Genomic DNA, 20,509 nt, shown 5'->3' with positions numbered 1-20,509 from the left:
TTAGAAGCACATTAATTTAGTGACTTCTTTATTGCCATTTTTATCAATAGCAACTAAAATATAAGTACCTGATACAAGGTTAATCTTAAGGTTTCTAGCAGAACCTTCTACTACAGTATACCCTGTAAGATCATAAACTTGATAAGTTACTTCAGTTGAAAATTCAATATTTATATCATTAATACTTGGATTAGGATATACACTTTGAATTAATTTCACTGTTGAGTTTGTATCCACAGAAAGTGGTGCATCTAATGTTAACTGAGTTAAAACGCTAGATTCTTCTGATAAGAAACCTTCACCGTCTTCAGCTCTTATCATAACATCGTATGATGTTCCAATTTCAAGGTTTGTAAGATTAAAAGAGAATGTTTCTCCATTCAATTCTGCAACCATTTTAAAGTCATTATCAGAACCCGATACTTTTAAGAATATATAATAAGCATTTATTCCATTTAAAGAGTTTGATGGTTTCCAACTTACTGTAAATGAATTTGCTGTTATTTGAGATGCTGATAATTCTGAAACAATATTTGGACGGTCGCCAATTACTTCGTCTTCAGCATTAGTTGTAAGTACTAGTGGTGTAGATTTTTCTGATAAATTACCAGTTAAATCATACGCTTGTACTTCGAAAGTATAATTTGTTGATGGAGTTAAACCAGAAACTTTATAAGAAGTAGATTGAACTTCTTGGATCTTAATACCATCTTGGAAAATATAATAACCAACTACACCAATGTTATCCGTAGAAGCAGTCCAACTTAAAGCAACATTTGTTCCTTGTGTATCTATAGAAGTTAAATCTGTAGGAGTAGTTGGTGCTTCAAAATCTGGTTGACTATCTTCTGTTACTGGGATTGAAGCTGGTAAAGAGAAGAATAAAGCATTTTCATTACTACTTTTTCTAAACTGATGACCAATCTCCACGGTAAACGTTTTTCCACCTTTTAAAAAATTTTTATCAATTACATACTGTCTTTCTTTTATATCTACCTCATCTCGACCTTCTAATTTCACTCTAAACGTGTAATCTTTTGGATTTATAATCTCAGGAATTTTATTATAAAGCTCTCCTGTCAGCACTGGCTCTTCCCAAGATACTGTTACAGTAGTTTCGTCGTTTGCTTGAATTCTGATTTTAGGAGCATTGATAATTGGTAAAATTTCCTGTCTTGGAGCATAAATCACTTTTGCAATTTTAATATTTGGATACCCCATAAAGAATGCAATTTCGTTTATGCCTTCTTTTAGCATTGTAGCATCTTTATTTCTAATCTGATAGCCAACTAAAACCCATTGCCATTTACCAACTAAATCACCAGAAATTCTAGAGCCAAAAGCAGCACCGTATTCACCACTCTTTCTTTTATCAACATCAATACCGTTTACGCTACCATAAATTTTACCACCATTCTTTTCACCTTGATTAATTAAAGCCCAGATGAATCCTGTTTGTACTTCAGGCATACTAATTTTATATGATAAAGAAGGAGACTTCATTCTGTCTGCAGATACTTTATTGACATTAGTTGTTGTATCTGTATTCTCTAAATACAAGTATTTACCAACAACTTCGTCTGTACCTACTAACCACTTTTGGCCATCAAAAGCGTCACTACCAGGTAAGTTTGAAGCAAACTCAACAGCATCGAATTGGTACACTCCTTCACCGTCTGCTTGATGAATAAAATCTTGGTATTCACCGTCAGGGTTAGTCGGTACTGCTATTGTAGAAACTGTATGAACATCTGACATTTCAGAATCATTTCCAGCAGCATCATAAGCAATCACAGAAAATGAATATTCAGTTTCAGGCTGTAATCCAGAAATTGTAGTACTTGTTCCGTCTGTAATTCTACTTGACAACTCTCCTCCGTCTTGCTTAATTTTATAACCTACAACACCAATATTGTCTGTTGCTGTAGTCCAAGATAAAGTGATTGAATTTTGAGTAATATTAGAAGAAGCAAGGTCTGAAGGTTTTGTTGGTGCTTCGTTATCTTCACCTTCGGAAGGCATAGAAGTAGCATCTACAGAAATTTCTCCTGGAATAGAATATGTTGGGTGAGTTCCAGAACTGTTTTTCTTAAATTCATGCCCAACTTCCACAGTAACAATTTTAGCTTCTGTTAAATTTGTTAGAGGAATTTGAATTGTTCTTGTAGTAATATCATCACCTATAACTTCTTCACCTAATTTTACTCTATAGTAGTATGTTTTTGTTGCAAAAACTGCATCATTTTTATCGTAAAGATCACCCGTTAAAGTAGGCTCATCCCAACCGATAGTTAAGTTTGTGCCATCATTATCAGTAACACTAGGCATTTTTGTATCAATTATTAAATTGATATCCTGCTGAGGTGTAAATGCAATTTTAGCTATCTTAATATTAGGTCTTGCTTTAAAAATCTCTAATGTATTGTCACCTTTAATAACAACATTATCATTTGCTTGATTATTAAGCAAAATCCACTGCCATTCTCCTTTCATATGATCTGAAATTCTAGATCTAGCAGCACTACCGTAAGAATCTACTTTACGTTTATCTAAATCTAGATCATTCATGTTAACATAAATACGACCAGCATCTTTTGAACCTTCATTTATTAAAGCCCATACAAAACCTGTTTTTGCAGACTCCATATTTATCTTATAAACTAAAGAAGGAGAAGCAGCTCTTTCAGACGAAGTTTCATTTCTATTGTCTGAAGTAGTATTTTCTAAATACATGTAATCTCCAATTACTTCATCAGTACCTTTTACCCATTTTTCTCCAGAGAAATCTTGAGCTCCAAATGCTGAACCTTCTTTATTTTCTGCAAATTCTGTAGCAGAGAACATATAAATACCATTTCCATCCGCTAAGTGCGGATCTGTTGTTGGTTCTAAACTACCATCTTCTTCAGGTTGAGAAGTAGCATTTACAGTTAACGTAGTAGTTAAAGAGTAGTTATCTAAATTTTCCTCGCTATTCTTTCTGAATTGATGACCAACTTGTACCTCAACATCAACATCTGATGTTAAATCTGCTAAAGGTATTACAATTGTATTTTCAGTAGCAGCATCATTGATTAACTCCCCACCTACTTGAACTCTATAAAAATAATTTTTTGGATCGTAGATAACTTCTTCAAAGTCGTATAATTCTCCTGTTAATGACGGATCTCCTATTGTTATAGTAAGGTTTGTACCATCATTTTCTGTAACAGTTAACATAGGAGCATTAATAATCATATTAAGCTCTTGTATAGGAGTAAAAGCAATTTTTGCAATTTTGATATCTGGTCTTGCTTTAAAAAATTCGATAGTATTATCTCCACTTAGAACGATTTTTTCATTTGCTTGATTATTAAGCAGAATCCATTGCCACTGGCCTTTCATTTCATCAGAAATTCGAGATTTAGCAGCACTACCATAAGAATTTGCAGCACGCTTATCTAAATCTAAGTCATTCATATTTACATAAATACGACCAGCATCTTTTGCACCTTCATTGATTAATGCCCAAACAAAACCTTTTTGAGCAGATTCCATATTAATCTTATAAGTTAATGATGGACTATCTCCTCTTTCAGCAGAAGTTTCATTTCTGTTGTCTGAAGAAGTGTTTTCTAAATACATGTAATCACCAACTACTTCGTCAGTTCCTTGTACCCAAACTTCACCATCAAAAGAATTTGAACCAGCATTGTTAGAAAAATACTCTGTTGCTTGGAATACATAAACACCTTCGTTACCTGCTGTATGAGGTGTATCTGTTTGTTGAGCATATACACTTACAGTTCCTAAAAGAAAAAGTAAGCATAAATTTATAATGTTGTTAAAATTTCTCATGTGTAAATTTTTTACAATATGTTGTTTTTAAGTATTGATAGGAGATAGAATGGAGGGAATCTATTTATAAATTAACCGATAAAGGAAAGTATTTATTTGTTTAGTTTCCTGTATACTCCATTCTATCTAAGCGTTAAAAACGCATTGCTTTCTAGTGTGTTGTTTAATTACACTTCTAGTAACCAGGGTTTTGATCTAGTTGCCCCTTACTTGTGTCAATTTCTCTTTGTGGAATTGGTAGTAATAAATGGCGTTTGTCAAAGTTTAATCCTTGGTTATTCATAAAGTTTGTAATTGTTGCTTCAAGATTCCCAGTTCTATCTAAATCAAACCAACGTTGGTTTTCATATAGAAATTCCTTTCTTCTTTCTGTTGCTAATCTTGGGCTAGTAATATTTTGTATTTCTGCTAACCCAGCACGTTGTCTTATTGCATTAAAGTAACTTAATGCAACAGCATCTGATGTTTGGAAACTATCTCCAATTACTGCTTCTACATAAAGTAAAAGCACATCTGTATATCTTGTGTGAACGTAATCGTTACCAGATAATCTAATATTACTTGATATTGATAAGAATTTACCACAACCTTGTCTTTCACCACGTTGGTCGACAATGTTTGTTGTATATCTATAGTCTTCTCCAGCTATACCAGGCGAAGATTCATAGAGATTTATCATATCTTCAGTAGCATAATTGTGTGAACCTTGCTCGTATAAAAAGTAATAAGAGAAAGATTGAGAATTATCAGTATTATCATCAATAAAAGAGATAGGGAAAATAATTTCGCTGCCTAATTCTTGATAAAAAATATCTTCATAATTTGTTGCTAGAGAGAAGTTTCCTCTATCGATAACAGCTTGTAATAATGTTTTAGCTTCATCATAGTTCTTAAATTTTAAGAAGTATTTTGCCAACATTGTTTCTGCTGTTTCTTTATTTGCTCTACCTAAAGTAATTTGATCTCTTGAAAGTAAATTCTCTGTAGCAAACCTTAAGTCTTCTTCTACTAATGTATAAATTTCACTAGCTTCAACTTGTTTGTATCCTTCTAAATCACCTTCTTCTACCTTTCTGTTTGCAATTGGAACACTACCAAATAGGCGGACTAAATTAAAGTGAATATAAGCTCTAACAAAGCGAGCTTCAGCTTCAAATTGTTGCTTTTTAGTAGGGTCTACAACATTTTCAATACTAGCAAGAACTAAATTTGTTCTGTATAAAGTACTGTAACATGCATTCCAATAATTAGCAACAACAGAGTTTGTTGTAATTAAAGTAAAAGATTCGAATTGAGCCCAATCACCTACACCACTACGTGTTCCAGCATTGTCAGATCTCATCTCTAAAATTGCATATTCTTGTTGAACAACATCTTGTAGGCCAGAATAGATGCCTATAACTGCAGTTTCAACTTCGTCATCATTTTTTAAGTAGTTGTCAACGCCTACTTCAGATATCGGATATTCCGTCAGAAAGTCATTACAAGCAACTAAGCTCGATAATACTACTGCGAAAACTATTTTTATAATTGATTTCATTTCAATAGTGATGATTAAAATTCAGCGTTAATACCTATAATAAATGAGCGAGGAATTGGAGCAGCTCCTCTTTGATAACCATAATTAATTGGTCCTTCGTCTCTTATCCCTTCAGGGTTGAAAGAAGTATAATCATCAGCCATTATGTAAAGTAGGTTTGTACCAGAACAATATAGGCGTGTTTTATTTAAACCAATTTTAGTAATCCAACGCTCAGGCAATGTAAAGCCCATGTTTAAACTTCTAAGTGCAATAAAAGAAGCATCCTGAACAACGTCATCTGTTAGAATTCTTTCTTTTACTAAACTCATATCATCAAAGAATTGCGTATTAGGACGCTGTCCTTGCATTGTTTGATACTCGTAGTACTGAGGATCTATATTAAGCGTTTTTCCACCCATAGAACCTTGGAACATGAACATAATATCAAATGGTCCTACTTGGAATGAGTTAGTAACAGACCAAATAAAAGTTGGATATGGCGAACCTAAAATCGTACGATCTTTATCATCAATAACACCATCGTCATTTAAATCCTTAACATAACCCATTTGAGATTTACCACCAATTGGCCAGAAACCTTCGTTTAAGTACTCAAAAGGAACTTTTCCATTATCACCTTTAGAACGATCTATTTGGTAACCATAGAAAGATGAAATAGGTTGTCCTTCTACAGCAATCCAGTTAGCTGGTCTTTTTGAATCTACAATAGTTATTAAGCTATCAACACCACCAAAATCAATTAATTTATTTTCATTTGTTGATGCGTTTGCTGTTAACGTCCAATTAAATTTAGATGATACGATAGGTTTCACACTCATTTCAAATTCGAAACCTTGGTTTTGTACCTGTCCTAAGTTAATTGTTCTTTGATCAAAACCTGTGATTGAAGGTATTTGTTGGCTTAACAATAGGTTTGAAGAAGTACGACGGTACCATTCAACAGAACCAAAAACTCTGTTTCCAAAAAATCCATAATCAATACCTGGGTTAAGCTCAACTTGCTGTTCCCAACGTAAATCAGGTTGTGCAATATTAGACGGTACATAACCAGAAGATACATTACCTCCTACTACTGCTCCTGATGGAGACATTCTTTCTAATGCTTCGTAATATCCAATACCTGAATTATTACCCGTAATACCATAAGATATTCTTGGCTTTAATACTGATATCCAATTTACATTATCCATAAAGCTTTCTTCTGTAATTCTCCATCCAAAAGATGCAGCAGGGAAAACACCGTACTTATAATTAGATCCGAATTTAGAACTACCATCTGTACGCATTGAAAGTGAGAATAGATATTTATCATCAAAAGCATAATTCACACGAGCAAAAATAGAATGTAAAGTTTCTACCGCTCTAGATTCATCTCCGTAAGCAATAGTCGAAGCTGCATTCATTGTTTGTACGGCATCATTTGTAAAACCTGTACCAATTGTTTCTGTGAAATTATAATTCCTTTGTTCAAAAGACATACCTAAAGTTGCATTTAAATCGTGTCTGCCGTTAAAGGTTTTATTGTATGTAAAGTAGTTATCGTTTATCCATGCAAAATCATTATAAGTTCTTGTTCTTAATCGAGCATCAGCAGCACCATTTCTAGTTGCTTTTGTTCCATCGTAGTAATTACGAGCTCTGTTACGGTAGTTTGTAACAAGCGACGAACGGAAGTTTAACCCTTTTAAGATTTTATATTTCACATATGCACTTGCATAAATTCTATGCGTAAGTTCTTTGTGGTCACGCTCTACAATATTTGCATATGGATTTGAGTTATTTGTTACACTCAAATTCGGTAATGTCTTAGTAGGATCGTTCGGATCTGGATAGTTGTTAAAATGAGATTCTTGTGCATAATCTCCTACAGCTACATCTGGAAAGTTTCCTCTATCTACAAATTGAATTGTGTGGTCATCGTGCTTAATTGGTAACCAAGACGATTGACGAAGTGACTCATGCACTGAAGTTGGAAAAACTTGCTTTTGCTCCCTTGTTGGGTTAAAATTGACACCTAATTCTAATTTCTTAGACAGCTTTGTTTTTAATTTAAAGCGTAAATTCATTTTAGAATAAGAATCTGCAAGTAAAACTCCATCATCTTGTAGATAGGCACCAGAGATATGATAATTAGTATTCTCAGAACCACCGTTAGCACTTAAAGAGTACGATTGAATATTTCCTTCTTGAAAGATAATATCTTGCCAATCAGTTTCTTCACCAGGAGTGATTCTCTGCATGTGCTCCAACCTTGTAATAGTTGTGTTCGCCTTGTTATAGATGTAGTTTAATTGTTCATCTTCTGCGTAATCAGGGAAGTTTTGTTCAATTTCTGCTCTATAAGCTTCTGCAGTTGCTTTTGTTTGAGCAACAGTTGGACGGAAGTTATCTCTAGTTAAAGCCCATTTACGACCATAATAACTATTAAAACTAAACTTTGTTTCCCCCGGCTCTCCAGATTTTGTAGTAATCATGATTACACCATTACCACCTCTAGAACCAAAGATTGCTGCAGATGAAGCATCCTTTAATACCTCTATAGATTCCACATCATTCATATCTAACGAGGCTAGATAATCTGAATCTACAAGAACCCCATCGACAACTACTGCAGGAGATGCGGCAGCTCCGATAGAACCTACACCACGTACCTGAATTGTTGGAGATGAACCTGCTTGAGGGTTCGTCATTTGAATGTTTACCCCAGAAACCTGACCAATTAAGGCTTCGTCTACACGAGATACAGGTAACTGATCTAATTTTTCATTTTTTACTTTTGAGATTGCACCCGTTACGTGAGATTTACGTTGAGTACCGTAACCAACTACAACTACCTCATCAAGGTGTTCTAGTTTGTCAACCATTAAAACGTTAATTGTTGTTTGGTTATTTACCTCGATGTATTGTTCTTCCATTCCGATATACCTAAATACTAGCATATCATTTGGTTCACAAGTAATAGTATATTTACCATCAAAGTTTGTTACCGTTCCAACAGTTGTGCCTTTTACTAGAATTGTAACTCCGGGTATCGGAAATTCATCAGACTTAGAAGTTACTATTCCTGATACTTGAACTTGCGCATAGGCTGAAGTATTTATAAGTATCATTACTAAAAAAATAAATAGCTGCTTTTGCCATTTCAGTATAAATCTTAACATTTACTTATTCTTTAAAAGAAGTACATTTCATTCATTTTATATGTTTAGATTGGATGTTGGTTGACCAAATATACACTATTTATTTTAAGTGGCAATATGACACTTGTCATTTTTTATTAAATATATGTGAAAAATTAACATTATTTTAAGTTTTAGATGGATAATAATGCTTTTTAAGGGTGTAATTGATTTATTCAATCAAGAATCAATTTTAAGATTTCAACATATTTTAGTTTGACAAATATTGATGGAAGTAAATTTCCTTATTTTATTAGGTGAATAATTGAAGTATAAAGTGTCAGATTATAAAAAGTCAAGTAGTAATCCTAGTATAAAAAGTAGTAAATTTTAATTCATATAAATAATTTAGAAGTTTAAATAATAGTATAATCAGAACGCAATAGTTACTGCATCTAGTATAAATGAATTAGGTAAAAAAAGTAGAAACCCTTTATCAGAATTATACAATTCTGATAAAGGGGTATAAATCAACTATTCTTTTAGAGTTATTACTTTAAAAAAAACAGCTTTTATTGCTTTACTATAGATAAAACAATGCCAATGTATTACTATGATTTAATAATCTAAATCATATTTCTCTCTTGCGAATGTTAATATGGGATTTAAATGATTCTCCATAATTTTTCTCGCTTTTTCTGCATCTTGATCAACTATTGCTTTATACAATGTATTATGCTCATCAATTGCATTTTTTCGATCATCATTAGAACAGACGCTCTTATTATCAAATTGAGAAAGAATATCTGGCGTAATAATCATCATTAAACTCTTTAATGTAGAGTTTTTAGCACATCTGCAAAGCGACAGGTGAAACATGAAATCCTTTTCAGAAATATCTTCAGAATTATCGCTCACCGCTTGTTCGTAGGCATCTAATGCATTTTTAACAAGCACTAAGTCAGATTCTGTTCTTCTTTTTGCCGCTAATTCCGCAATTCTTAGTTCAAGTGTAATACGTGTTTCTATTAAAGAAAAGAAATCGTTATTGTCTATTTCTAAGATATTAGCTATTAAACCTTCTATTGCCTTGGCTCCTAAACCCACAACAAAGGTTCCACTTTGAGGTTGAGTTTTTAGAATGCCAAAATATTCCATTTTTTTTAATGCTTCACGGACATGACTTCGTCCAACGCCAAATTGCTCACTCAATTTACGTTCAGGAGGCAATACTTGATTAGGTTTTAAAACACCTAATTCAATCATTTCCTTCAGTTTTCTTATTATTATACTTGAGGGTTTTTCTACAAGTATTTTTTCCATTTCTATATCCATCTTATTCAATTTTTTATGCTGAAACCCAGTAACAGATTTCAAACAAGTTAATAAACAAGACCTTTTTATAAGACCTCTAAAAATTATATGTTAGACTATATTATAGTAGCTAAAGTATTTATCAATTAATGCTGTTAGTGATAATAACGCTGATAAATGTTAGTAGCTAATTATGGCTAAAATATATAATTTTTAAAGATCTTCCTATTTGCAATGCTCAATAAAGGCTTAAAATAGGTGTTTTAATGGATTGATAGACATGATATGGCACTAAAAAAAATAATCTTACTTATTTTTTGGAGTATATGTAGTTTTTAAAACTATAGATTTTACGGCCACTTCTCCATAAGATTTATAAGGTTCGTCTACCCCACTACTTTTGATTTGGCTTTGAAATTTTGATGCTTGAGTATAACAACCAACTTTAAAATAGCCTGTACTATCCATAGACTTCCAGATTTTTTTATACTTTGTTTTTTGATCAAGATTCTCAATTTCACAAGCAATAAAACCATTGTCTACATTAACGGTAATTCTAAGTTGTTCACCAAGGTTGTAATCAAGTGCATTTTCATAGTCTTTGTTATTTTCATTCCAAACAATATAAACACCCTTTTTCTTACTATAATGCACTCTTAATGGTTCATCATCTGGACCATGAATTTGCGTAATGCATACGTTAGATTTTATTTGTGGTAGGTGTGTTACGCGTAGTTCAGTTTGTAAATATTGTGGATCGTTAACCGACCAATATAAATTTCCATGTCCAGATCTTTGGCGTAGTTCAGACCTTGGATATTTTGATCCTTTTGTAGTTACACCTGCACAATGAGCTCTAAAAAATACCTCCCCATTTTTGGCATAAAAATATGGCTTATATTCAAAACCTACTATTGCTTGATCTGCAATTTCTAAAGGTGTTTTTATTCTTTCGTCCACCTTAAGTACTCTTCTATTATCTTCGCCTAAAGCATTTATTGGTAATGTAATTTTCCAATCTGTTAAAGAAGGAATAACATCAGAAGGATATTGGTAATTTGGATCAATTACTTGATTAAGGTTAGTGATTTTAAAATCATCAAAACGAACTTGTTTTTCGGTATAGCGTCCTCCAATAATTACATTTTTTGATTTTGCATTCGATGTAAAACTTAGAGATACCTCTTCAAATTCTTCTGTATTAAAATCCTGAGTAAATTCTTCTCCTTTAATAACTGCAAAAAGTTGTCCTTTTCCTTTTACAGCTGCGGTTAATGTGTATTCTTGATTAGGGTATATTTTAACGGTTTGCTTAATTTCTCCTTTAGCATCCATTTTAGCAGATTTTTCTCCGCTTTTCGTTACGTTAGATGGTGATACTTCTCCAGAAATATCCCAATATTTAAATCTATCTTCAAAGCCATTATTTACAATTAAAATTGGACTCATATTTTCGTTTTCATTTGTTGCTTCTTCAACAACTGCTGAGATAGAAAAATCATCTAAACGAGAATCACCCTCTTTGTATTCGGCTCCAATTGAAATGTTTTTTGCTTTTCCACTGTTAAAAGTAATTTCAACAATATCAAACTTCTTATTGGTAATTGTCTTTTCTTGTTTTTTACCTTTTACAGTTACAAATACATTCGCGTTACCTTTTACAGCAACACGTAATACATAGTCTTTTTTAGGTTCTACACGAACATATTGATAAATTTCAGCTCCTTTCTCAGCTAGTTTTGCAGAACCTTTACCCGCATAAACATCCTGAGATTTTTGAACTTTTCCTTTTACTTCCCAGTTTTTCAATCCGTCTTCAAAACCATTATTAATAACAATAACTGGTTTTTGAGCAAAGACAAAAGAAGTCTGAAGACAAAGAAAAAATAAAAAAAATGTTGTTGTTAAGTTTTTCATATCTCGTTTACTTAAAGCCTAAAAAGAAAGCTTCACCACATAAATGTGATGAAGCAATATATACAATAAATAACTTATTCTATTAAGTAAAAAATCAAAAGAAATCGAAAAATTTTATCTCACTATACATTGTCTATTCAAAATAGAAACTATAGACTTATCCATCACACTTTCAAACAAAAAAGCAAGAAAAAGTACGATATCTCTTGATGTTTTACTTAAGAGAATGCTAATCCACCATTGATGTCTATATTGTTACCAGACATGAATGATGATTTTTCTGAAGCCAAGTATACTACTAAATCAGCCACTTCTTCTGCACGACCTTCACGACGTAAAGCTGTTGCTGCAGCTACATTTACACGTGCTTGGTCAGGCGTATGATCATCGTGGAATTTTGTAGCAATCATACCTGGACAAATCGCATTACAACGCACACCAATACTTCCTAATTCTTTAGCCATTGCTCTAGTAAAGCCCATTACAGCTGCCTTAGATGCACCATATAAAGATGCTCCAGCACCTGCTCCATCACGACCTGCTTGAGATGCAAAGTTTACGATAGATCCGCCTTCACCTAGGTAAGGACGTACTGCTTTTGTCATAGACCAAACTGTTTTCATGTTTAAGTCCATAAGTAAATTGTACCAATCCTCGTCTTGCTCTTCTATTTTCTTTCTCCCAATAATTCCGCCTGCCACGTTTACAAGAACATCTACTTTTTCGCCAAAAGCTTCTACACTTTGAGCGATAACGTTTTCAACGTCTTTTGCTTTCATTAAATCTCCAGGTACAGTAATAATATCTGCACCTTTCTCTTTTGCTAATCTTACAGTTTCTGCTGCATTTTCTGCTGCACCTTCTTCATCTGCGTAATAATTTACTACTAATTTAGCACCTGCATCTGCCATTGCTAATGTAATAGAGCGTCCGATATCACGAACACCACCTGTTATTACTGCTACCTTACCCGATAAAACCATAGTTGTATTTTGTTTATTTTTAGTTTAATAGTATTTTTTTTTAAAACACTCGAAAGTAGTCTCAACATCAATTTTTTTATAGAAATCGATTTAAAACCTCTTATTTACCTACTAAATAAGCAGGTTTAGAACCATCTAAAAAGTCCATTCGAGCAGGACCAAACGTATCAATCAGCATACCGTCTTCTAAACATAATGCTTCATGTTCTACATGAGGTTCACAATAGAAAGCGTCTCCTTTATTGATGATCTTAGTTTCATCACCAATTCTCATTTTAAAAGATCCTTCTACTACATAAGTAACTTGAGAATGGAAATGCTCGTGCGGTGAACCGACAGCACCTTTCTCAAACTTAACTTTAACAGCCATTAATTGGTTGTCATATCCAATAATTTGTCGAGAAATACCATTTCCTAACTCTTCCCACTCGTTCTCAGACGAGACAAAAAAAGCTTTAGATTGAATTTGTTCCATTATTTTAAGTGTTTATCGATTTGTTAATCCAGTAGTTTAATCAGAAATAAATTTACACCTAACCAACATCCGTATACAACAAGTATACTTCTGGTGAAATTTATTACTTAATTGATTTTTAACTACTTTCTAATATTTCATGTGTTAAATTCTATTTCATTGTAGTATGAGATTGTTAATCTCATTCATGTAGCTTAATTTACAATTGGTACTATAGCTTGCCAACTGTTTAACTTGTCAACCAATCAACTGGTGATTGGTTGACCAAATATGGAAAATGATTTTACATTTTCCTAAAATGAGCGACTTTTTCTTAAAAAAAAGGTAGATAATACTGGATTACCTACCTTTTTAAATGCATTTCACACTTTTTTTTGTTTCATTTTCTTTATTCTGATTACGATGATTTAACGGTATTTCTCAAAATAATCGAGTGTCTTATTTATCGTTTCAGTACGTTCTGTGTCTTTTTCAATTAATAATTCATGTTGAGCATTTTCTACTAAATGGCCCTCACAAACTTTACCTAAACCTTTTGCACTAGAAATAAATTCTTCATGTGCTTTAGTACTTACTATCTGTTCATTTTCTCCAGAGAACAGAATAAATGGTGTTTCAATTTTATCAATATTACTATTAATAATATCAAACTGATTACAAGATTTTAATACCCATTCATAAGTTGCTCCTCCTAATCTTGCCTTTGGAACTTCCTTAAATGCAGTATTCATTCTTTCTAATCTTATTGCTGATCCTGTTAAAGTATTTTCCTTAAAAGGTGTAGGAGCGTATTTCCCCCCTCCTGGTGCATAAGCTATGGTATCTTTTTCAAGTAATTTTGCTCCTCCACAAGAACCGAATGGTAAACCTAACATTGGCGATGAAAAGGCAGCAGCATTAAAGTCGTTATTATTTTGTTCTAAATATGTCATCCCAATTGCACCTCCCATCGAATGACACAATAAATATTTACGTTCGTGATTTTTTGGTACAACAAGGCTGTCATAGAAAAATTTCAAATCGTCTACATAGTACTGAAAGTTGTCTACATAGCCCATATCTGGATCTGCGGTCATTCTTCCAGATAAACCTTGTCCTCTATGATCTAAAATATAAACTGAATAACCATTTGTGTATAAATCAAAAATTAATTCTTTATACTTGATTGCAGCTTCAGTTCGACCAGAAGAAATAACTATTGCAGGACTACCTTTTTTTTCTTGGGTGAATGTTTTATAATAAATTTCGACTTGTTCTTTTCCATTAAAACGACCTTCCCTTCCTTTATTATAAAATTCTTCAATTTTGTCTGTATAGGAAGTATCTTCTAACTCGTCTATTGTAGAAAGGTTATATTTATTTTCTTCTTTTTGTAAATGATTGAATGAGGCAGGTGAATTACAAGAGTTGAATAAACAGAATAGTAAAAACAGTTGATTGATATATTTTCCGAAGTACATGTATTTATAAATTTGAATAGGTCTAAAAGGTACTAATTTGGTACCTTATATATGCAACTTGATATATAAAGATACTATTCTTTATTTATTGGGAAAGTAATTGTAACAATTGTTTGTTAGCTGTTCAATAAAAATACTATTTGATATACCATATATGAATAATTTTTTATTGGTTTAACTAAATAATTTAAAGAGATAATCATATATAAACGTTTATTTAACACTTCAACAATGTTAAAACACAGCCATTAAGATTTGTTATCAGTTGTTCAAAAAATTGCATTATACTGTCACGAATCATTTTTTAATGTTCTTTTTTTTGTATTATTCTTATCTTAAAATTTTTTTTCAATAATTCGTGAAACTCAGAAAATTTGCAATTATCAATTATAAAAAACTAATTTTGAATACGTTAAATAATTAAATAGCTATTAATTTTTATTGATCAATTAAAACTAAATCTCAAATCATCACATACTAAATAAATATGTAATACATTATATTCATCTACTGAATTAAATTTTTTATTAAATCAATTATTTAAAAGGGCGTGCATAACTAGCATGCTGTCAACCTACTCTTCAAACTAATATCATCCATTAAAATCATGAGAAAACTAGTAGTACTAGTCTTGCTTGTCTTTGGTTTACAAAATTTTGTAACGGCACAAGAAAGAGCTATATCAGGAACAATTCTTGACGAAACTAATGCACCCCTACCCGGCGTTGCAGTAATAATAAAAGGAACTTCACAAGGTAGTGTAACAGATATTGACGGCCATTATCAATTAATGATTAAAGAAGCTGATGCTACATTGGTCTATTCGCTTATTGGATACAAATCAAAAGAAATAAAAGTAGGCAGTAACAATAAAATAGACGTTAACTTAGAAGAAGATATTGAACAACTAGATGAAGTTGTTGTAACTGCTTTGGGTATTACTAGAGATGAAAAGTCTCTTGGTTACTCCGTTCAAAAAATACAAAGTGATCAATTTTCTGAGACCGCTGGTGAAAATATCACCAATTCTCTCTCAGGTAGAGTATCAGGATTACAAGTGAGAAATTCAGGAAATATGGGAGGTTCTTCTAATATTATAATTAGGGGTTACTCTACAATTGGGTCTAGTAACCAACCGTTATACGTTGTAGACGGAGTGCCAATTTCTAATTCAAATGAAAATGAAAGTGGTCAAAGTACTGGTGCTGGTGGTTATGATTATGGAGATTTATCTCAAGACATAGACCCTAACAGTATTGAAACAATTTCGGTTCTAAAAGGAGCAACAGCTACTGCACTTTACGGTTCTAGAGGTGCAAATGGTGTAATAATGATTACAACTAAAAAAGGGACGAAAAAGAAGGGAATTGGCGTTACTGTTGGTGCAAACGTATCTTTTGATAAAATTAATACTGCTACAATGCCAAAATACCAAAAAGAATATGGTGCTGGTTACGGAGGTGTTGGTGGCGGTTTTACAGAAACAGATGAGAACGGAAACCCAACTGTCAACTTTTCTGACGATGCATCTTTTGGTCCTAAGTTTGATCCCAATTTACAAGTAAGACATTGGGACAGTTTTGATCCCACAAATACCGCAGAATATGGAAAAACCAGACCATATGTAGCATCGGAAAAAGGACCAGAACATTTTTATGAAACAGGTGTTACGCAAACGTATAATGTAGGCTTAGATGGTGGCACCGAAAACTCTAATTTTAGGTTAGGTTACACTTATAAAGACATTAAAGGAGTACTTCCTAATTCTAATTTAAATCGAAATAATATCAACTTTAACGCTTCTCATAATCTTTCGGATAGATTTAATGTTTCTTTTTCTGGGTCTTATATTACAGTAGAAGGCCTTGGTAGAAATGGTACAGGTTATGACCCTAGAAATGTTGGTCAATCTTTTAACCAATGGTTTCAGACTAATTTGGACTTTGATAGATTGAAAAATAATTATGTAGATGCTGCTGGAAATCAAAATACTTGGAACAGAAGAAGTATTACAGACGGTAGACCAGCATTCTTCGATAACCCTTATTGGGTTAGGTTTAAAAATTATCAAAATGATTCTAGAGATCGTCTTTATGGGAATTTTAATTTAAATTACAAATTAACAGATTGGTGGTCTGTAACAGGTATTGGAGCAATAGATACTTATTCTTTAGAGCAAGAGGAAAGAATTGCCGTAGGAGGAACAGATACTCCACAATATTCAATTTTTAAGAAGAATGGAAAAGAAACTAATTTTGATATAAGAACAAATATCAATAAACGTTTTGCCAATGATCTTTCATTAACTGCTATGGTAGGTGGTAATGTGAGAACGCAAAATAGTTATTCGTTATACAATGCAACAAGAGGAGGTTTAGTGGTAAAAGATTTATATGCGTTAAGCAACTCTGTATCACCAGAATATGTTGTTGATGAAGAAGTTTCTAGTAGACAAGTTCAAAGTATTTATGCAAATGCCTCTTTAGGTTGGAAAGATATGGTATATCTAGATGTATCTGCTAGAAATGATTGGTCTTCTACACTTCCTCCATCAGAGAACTCATTTTTCTACCCTGCAGTGTCTACATCATTTATTTTTTCAGAACTAAATTCTCTAAAAAATAGCGATGTCATCTCTTTTGGTAAAGTAAGATTTGGTTATGCTCAAGTTGGTAACGATACATCACCTTATAACACTACAAACTATTATAATTCTGTAGGTAAATTTGGCGATGTTCCTAAATACAGTAAAAGTAGTTCTTCTGTAGGATCTACACTATACAACCCTCAGTTAAAACCTGAGCTAACAAACGAATTAGAACTTGGCCTTGAAGTTATGTTCTTTCAGAGAAGAATTGGTCTTGACCTCACATTCTATGACCGTACAACAAGAAATCAAATCTTAGGTGTGCAAACAACGGGTGCTACAGGTTATACTTCACAATTTCAAAATGCTGGAGATGTAAGAAATAAAGGTGTAGAAATTTCTCTTAACACTACTCCAGTCCGAACTTCTTATGGACTAGAATGGAATTTAGGTTTTAATTTTGGTAAAAATATTTCTGAAGTTACATCATTATCTAATGGCGTAGAAAACCTTGTTTTAGGAAACCTTACAGGAACAGCATCTGTAACAGCTGCAGTTGGTCAGCCTTATGGCGCAATAAAAGGAACAAATTTTAAATACCATGAAAATGGTGGTAAAATGGTAGACGACGAGGGCTTCTATATTTATGCTTCTGATGCGGAAGGTGCGGTATCTTCTGATGAAATTATTGGTAATATGCAACCAGATTGGACAGGTGGTGTTTCTACTTCTGTTTCTTATAAAGGGATTCGATTAAGTGCGCTTATTGATATGTCAATTGGTGGTGAAATATTCTCAGAATCTTATAGATACGGATTGTCTACAGGCTTGTATGAAGAAACTGCAGGATTAAATTCTAAAGGTAATCCATCAAGAAATTCTCTTGCTAATGGAGGAGGATTATTGTTAGAAGGTGTAAAGGAGGATGGGTCTCCAAACGATATTTTTGTACCTAATGATGTCTCAGGGAGTGGTTCTGCATTTAATTATAATCAAAACCCAGATGCTGTATATATTTATGATGCCTCTTGGATAAAATTAAGAGATGTAAGCATCACTTATACTCTCCCATCAAACCTTATAACAAATAGTCCATTTAATGCGATTACTCTTGGTGTTTACGGTAGAAACCTAGCAATTCTACATAAAAACATCCCTTATTTCGATCCTGAAATTACACTCCGATCTGGTAATGTTCAAGGTTTTGAATCTGGGTCTAACCCAACAACAAGAACATTTGGATTTAGCGTAAAAGCGAAGTTATAAAATAAAATAAAACAGTAATTACATAGTCAACTGACTAGAAAATAATATCAATTATGTATTTACAATTGAAAAAATATATTCCTCTTCTGATTATACTAAATGCCTTTATTTCATGTACATCAGAATATGAAGAAATTAATACCGATCCGAAGAAACCACTAACAATTGATGCTGCTTACTTGATATCTACCACTGAACAAAAGTTGGTAGATGTAGAGCAAAACCCAAGTGTAAACTGGAGTAATACTAGGTTATTTGCACAATATTGGATGCAAGTGCAATATGTTGCAGAATCGCAGTATTATATTGATAATAGAGATATTAATGGTACTATCTGGGATTACTATTATATACTTCTTAATGATTTAATGGATGCAAAAGCCATTGTTGAAGGGGAAAGAGAGGTTATTCCTGAACAAGAATACACCAATAAAATGGCAATTATTAAAGTCTTAGAATCGTATGCTTGGCTACAATTGACAGATTTTTTTACAGATGTTCCCTACGAAGAAGCTTTAGGAAGTAATCAGGTAATTTACCCTAAATACGATGATGCTCAATCTATTTACATGAAAACTTTAGGTGTTTTAGAAGAAGTAGTCAATTCAGATCTTTCTGGAAAAGCTTTTACTTCTACTGATATTATTTATAAAGGAGACATGACCAAATGGAAAGACTTTGCAGGTTCTATAATGATGAGAATGGCCATGAGAATAGCAGATGTTGATGCTGCTAATTCTAAAAAATATTTTGATTTAGCCGCTTCAAAAGGTTATATAAAAGATATAGAAGGCGAAGCTATGTTTCCATATAAAAGTACATTTCCTAATGCAAATCCAGTATTTGAATATTGGGATGTTACGGGATCTAATAGACCTATTGAGTTTAATATGGCGAATACTTTAGTAGATGTTTTGAATGATTTAGAAGATCCTAGAAGACCATTTTATATCGATAATAATCTTCAAGAAGTTCAGTTTGACAGTAAAGGAGATACACTAAAAGATGCTGACGGAGAAGTAATTACAAAGGTGATTTATAAAGGTATTTTATATGGAGGTGCGTCAACTTCTTTCAGTAAATATTCTCATATAGCACCTAGTTATCAGCAAGATCCTACGCAGGTTGGTAAATTATTTTCTATTGTTGAAACGTTTTTTATTCAATCAGAACAAGCTGCTAGACAAGGCAATACTACACAAGCTCAGATGTATTATAACGAAGGAATTACAGCCTCTATGAAAGAATGGGGTGTAGAAGATGTAGATATTACTGCTTATTTAGCACAGGCAAATGTAGATTATTCAACACTCTTATCTAGTGGTAAAACATTTAAAGAGATCATTGGTCTTCAAAAATGGATTGCAAATTACAACTCTCCATTCAACGGATGGAGAGAAGCAATTCGTTTAGGAGGTGCTCCACTTGCTCCCCCTGCAGAAGGTCCAAGTAGAAATATAATTATTCAAAGATATACATATCCATCCTCTGAGCAACAGCTTAACCCAACAAATAGAAGTACAGCTGCTTCTAGAATTGGCGGTGATAAGTTGGAAACTCAAATGTGGTGGCAAAAGTAAATAGAAAGTAGAAGTAGAAAGTTACAATTGGAACTTAAGTTGAAAAGCTGCCTCTTTATGGGAGGTAGCTTTTTTCTTTATTTCAAAATATTCTTCTTCTTCAGCTTGTCAAATTTATCAACCTTTTATTATTTAAATAATGCCTTTTTGCATTCCAATATTAATAAATAAGGAGAGTGTAAAAACAATTAATCCTCCCCAAACAAATACATAAGACATTTTCTTCGCTTTGTATTCTTTTAGTTTCTCTTCTGAGATTTTACTAAAATTTATTACTCCATGAAGTACTAAAACAAGGAAAAGAAATAAAATTATTAGGAGAAAATCGTTTAGATTACTAAGTATATATTGCATGATTTGATGTAATAGTTTAAGAAAAATAACACTCAAAAAATAGTCAGAAGTAGAGTGCTTAAAAAACTAATTTA

General features: G+C 32.6%; 11 protein-coding genes. 2 read left to right on the top strand and 9 right to left on the bottom strand.

Annotated features, from left to right (window positions below; genetic code table 11):
• From KM029_RS25635 to KM029_RS25600, 8 genes are all read right to left on the bottom strand, one after another.
• A complete protein-coding gene (locus KM029_RS25635; RefSeq protein ID WP_144077259.1) occupies nucleotides 1-3,837 on the bottom strand; it encodes a fibronectin type III domain-containing protein in 3,837 nt (1,278 codons plus the stop codon).
• Nucleotides 3,838-4,012: 175 nt separating this feature from the next.
• Nucleotides 4,013-5,377 carry a RagB/SusD family nutrient uptake outer membrane protein gene (locus KM029_RS25630; RefSeq protein ID WP_144077258.1) on the bottom strand — a complete coding sequence of 455 codons (1,365 nt, stop codon included), beginning with the start codon at nucleotides 5,375-5,377 and terminating at the stop codon, nucleotides 4,013-4,015.
• A gap of 14 nt (nucleotides 5,378-5,391) precedes the next feature.
• The gene (locus KM029_RS25625; protein ID WP_144077257.1) at nucleotides 5,392-8,541 is read right to left on the bottom strand and encodes a SusC/RagA family TonB-linked outer membrane protein; all 3,150 of its coding nucleotides are present in this window, start codon (nucleotides 8,539-8,541) and stop codon (nucleotides 5,392-5,394) included.
• Between the two features lie 576 nt (nucleotides 8,542-9,117).
• Nucleotides 9,118-9,876: a FadR/GntR family transcriptional regulator gene (locus tag KM029_RS25620; protein ID WP_144077256.1), complete on the bottom strand. Its 759-nt coding sequence runs from the start codon at nucleotides 9,874-9,876 to the stop codon at nucleotides 9,118-9,120.
• A 243-nt stretch (nucleotides 9,877-10,119) separates the two neighbouring features.
• Nucleotides 10,120-11,730, bottom strand: a complete 1,611-nt coding sequence (locus tag KM029_RS25615) for a polysaccharide lyase family 7 protein (protein ID WP_144077255.1) — start codon at nucleotides 11,728-11,730, stop codon at nucleotides 10,120-10,122.
• A gap of 218 nt (nucleotides 11,731-11,948) precedes the next feature.
• Nucleotides 11,949-12,713: an SDR family NAD(P)-dependent oxidoreductase gene (locus KM029_RS25610; RefSeq protein ID WP_144077254.1), complete on the bottom strand. Its 765-nt coding sequence runs from the start codon at nucleotides 12,711-12,713 to the stop codon at nucleotides 11,949-11,951.
• 100 nt (nucleotides 12,714-12,813) lie between these two features.
• Nucleotides 12,814-13,188: a cupin domain-containing protein gene (locus tag KM029_RS25605; protein ID WP_144077253.1), complete on the bottom strand. Its 375-nt coding sequence runs from the start codon at nucleotides 13,186-13,188 to the stop codon at nucleotides 12,814-12,816.
• Nucleotides 13,189-13,595: 407 nt separating this feature from the next.
• Nucleotides 13,596-14,648 (bottom strand): alpha/beta fold hydrolase, encoded by a 1,053-nt coding sequence (locus KM029_RS25600; protein ID WP_144077252.1) that lies wholly within the window; start codon nucleotides 14,646-14,648, stop codon nucleotides 13,596-13,598.
• Between the two features lie 607 nt (nucleotides 14,649-15,255).
• Between KM029_RS25600 and KM029_RS25595 the strand changes: the two genes are divergently transcribed.
• Entirely contained in the window at nucleotides 15,256-18,501 is a 3,246-nt protein-coding gene (locus tag KM029_RS25595) for a SusC/RagA family TonB-linked outer membrane protein (RefSeq protein ID WP_144077251.1), read from the top strand.
• Nucleotides 18,502-18,554: 53 nt separating this feature from the next.
• On the top strand, nucleotides 18,555-20,081 hold the full coding sequence (locus tag KM029_RS25590) for a SusD/RagB family nutrient-binding outer membrane lipoprotein (protein WP_215586371.1): 1,527 nt from the start codon (nucleotides 18,555-18,557) through the stop codon (nucleotides 20,079-20,081).
• 132 nt (nucleotides 20,082-20,213) lie between these two features.
• Here KM029_RS25590 and KM029_RS25585 read toward each other — a convergent pair whose 3' ends face one another.
• A complete protein-coding gene (locus KM029_RS25585; RefSeq protein WP_144077248.1) occupies nucleotides 20,214-20,435 on the bottom strand; it encodes a hypothetical protein in 222 nt (73 codons plus the stop codon).
• Nucleotides 20,436-20,509: the final 74 nt, after the last annotated feature.

Origin of the sequence: Flammeovirga kamogawensis, from assembly GCF_018736065.1 — a bacterium.
In the GTDB taxonomy this organism is placed as follows: Bacteria; Bacteroidota; Bacteroidia; order Cytophagales; family Flammeovirgaceae; genus Flammeovirga; species Flammeovirga kamogawensis.
This window is presented reverse-complemented; position numbering and strand designations above follow the sequence as displayed.

Excerpts from the sequence above, each read along its gene's own strand:
- KM029_RS25635 (WP_144077259.1), bottom strand. The coding sequence starts at position 3,837 with ATGAGAAATTTTAACAACATTATAAATTTATGCTTACTTTTTCTTTTA.
- KM029_RS25630 (WP_144077258.1), bottom strand. The coding sequence starts at position 5,377 with ATGAAATCAATTATAAAAATAGTTTTCGCAGTAGTATTATCGAGCTTA.
- KM029_RS25625 (WP_144077257.1), bottom strand. The coding sequence starts at position 8,541 with ATGTTAAGATTTATACTGAAATGGCAAAAGCAGCTATTTATTTTTTTA.
- KM029_RS25615 (WP_144077255.1), bottom strand. The coding sequence starts at position 11,730 with ATGAAAAACTTAACAACAACATTTTTTTTATTTTTTCTTTGTCTTCAG.
- KM029_RS25610 (WP_144077254.1), bottom strand. The coding sequence starts at position 12,713 with ATGGTTTTATCGGGTAAGGTAGCAGTAATAACAGGTGGTGTTCGTGAT.
- KM029_RS25605 (WP_144077253.1), bottom strand. The coding sequence starts at position 13,188 with ATGGAACAAATTCAATCTAAAGCTTTTTTTGTCTCGTCTGAGAACGAG.
- KM029_RS25600 (WP_144077252.1), bottom strand. The coding sequence starts at position 14,648 with ATGTACTTCGGAAAATATATCAATCAACTGTTTTTACTATTCTGTTTA.
- KM029_RS25595 (WP_144077251.1), top strand. The coding sequence starts at position 15,256 with ATGAGAAAACTAGTAGTACTAGTCTTGCTTGTCTTTGGTTTACAAAAT.
- KM029_RS25590 (WP_215586371.1), top strand. The coding sequence starts at position 18,555 with ATGTATTTACAATTGAAAAAATATATTCCTCTTCTGATTATACTAAAT.
- KM029_RS25585 (WP_144077248.1), bottom strand. The coding sequence starts at position 20,435 with ATGCAATATATACTTAGTAATCTAAACGATTTTCTCCTAATAATTTTA.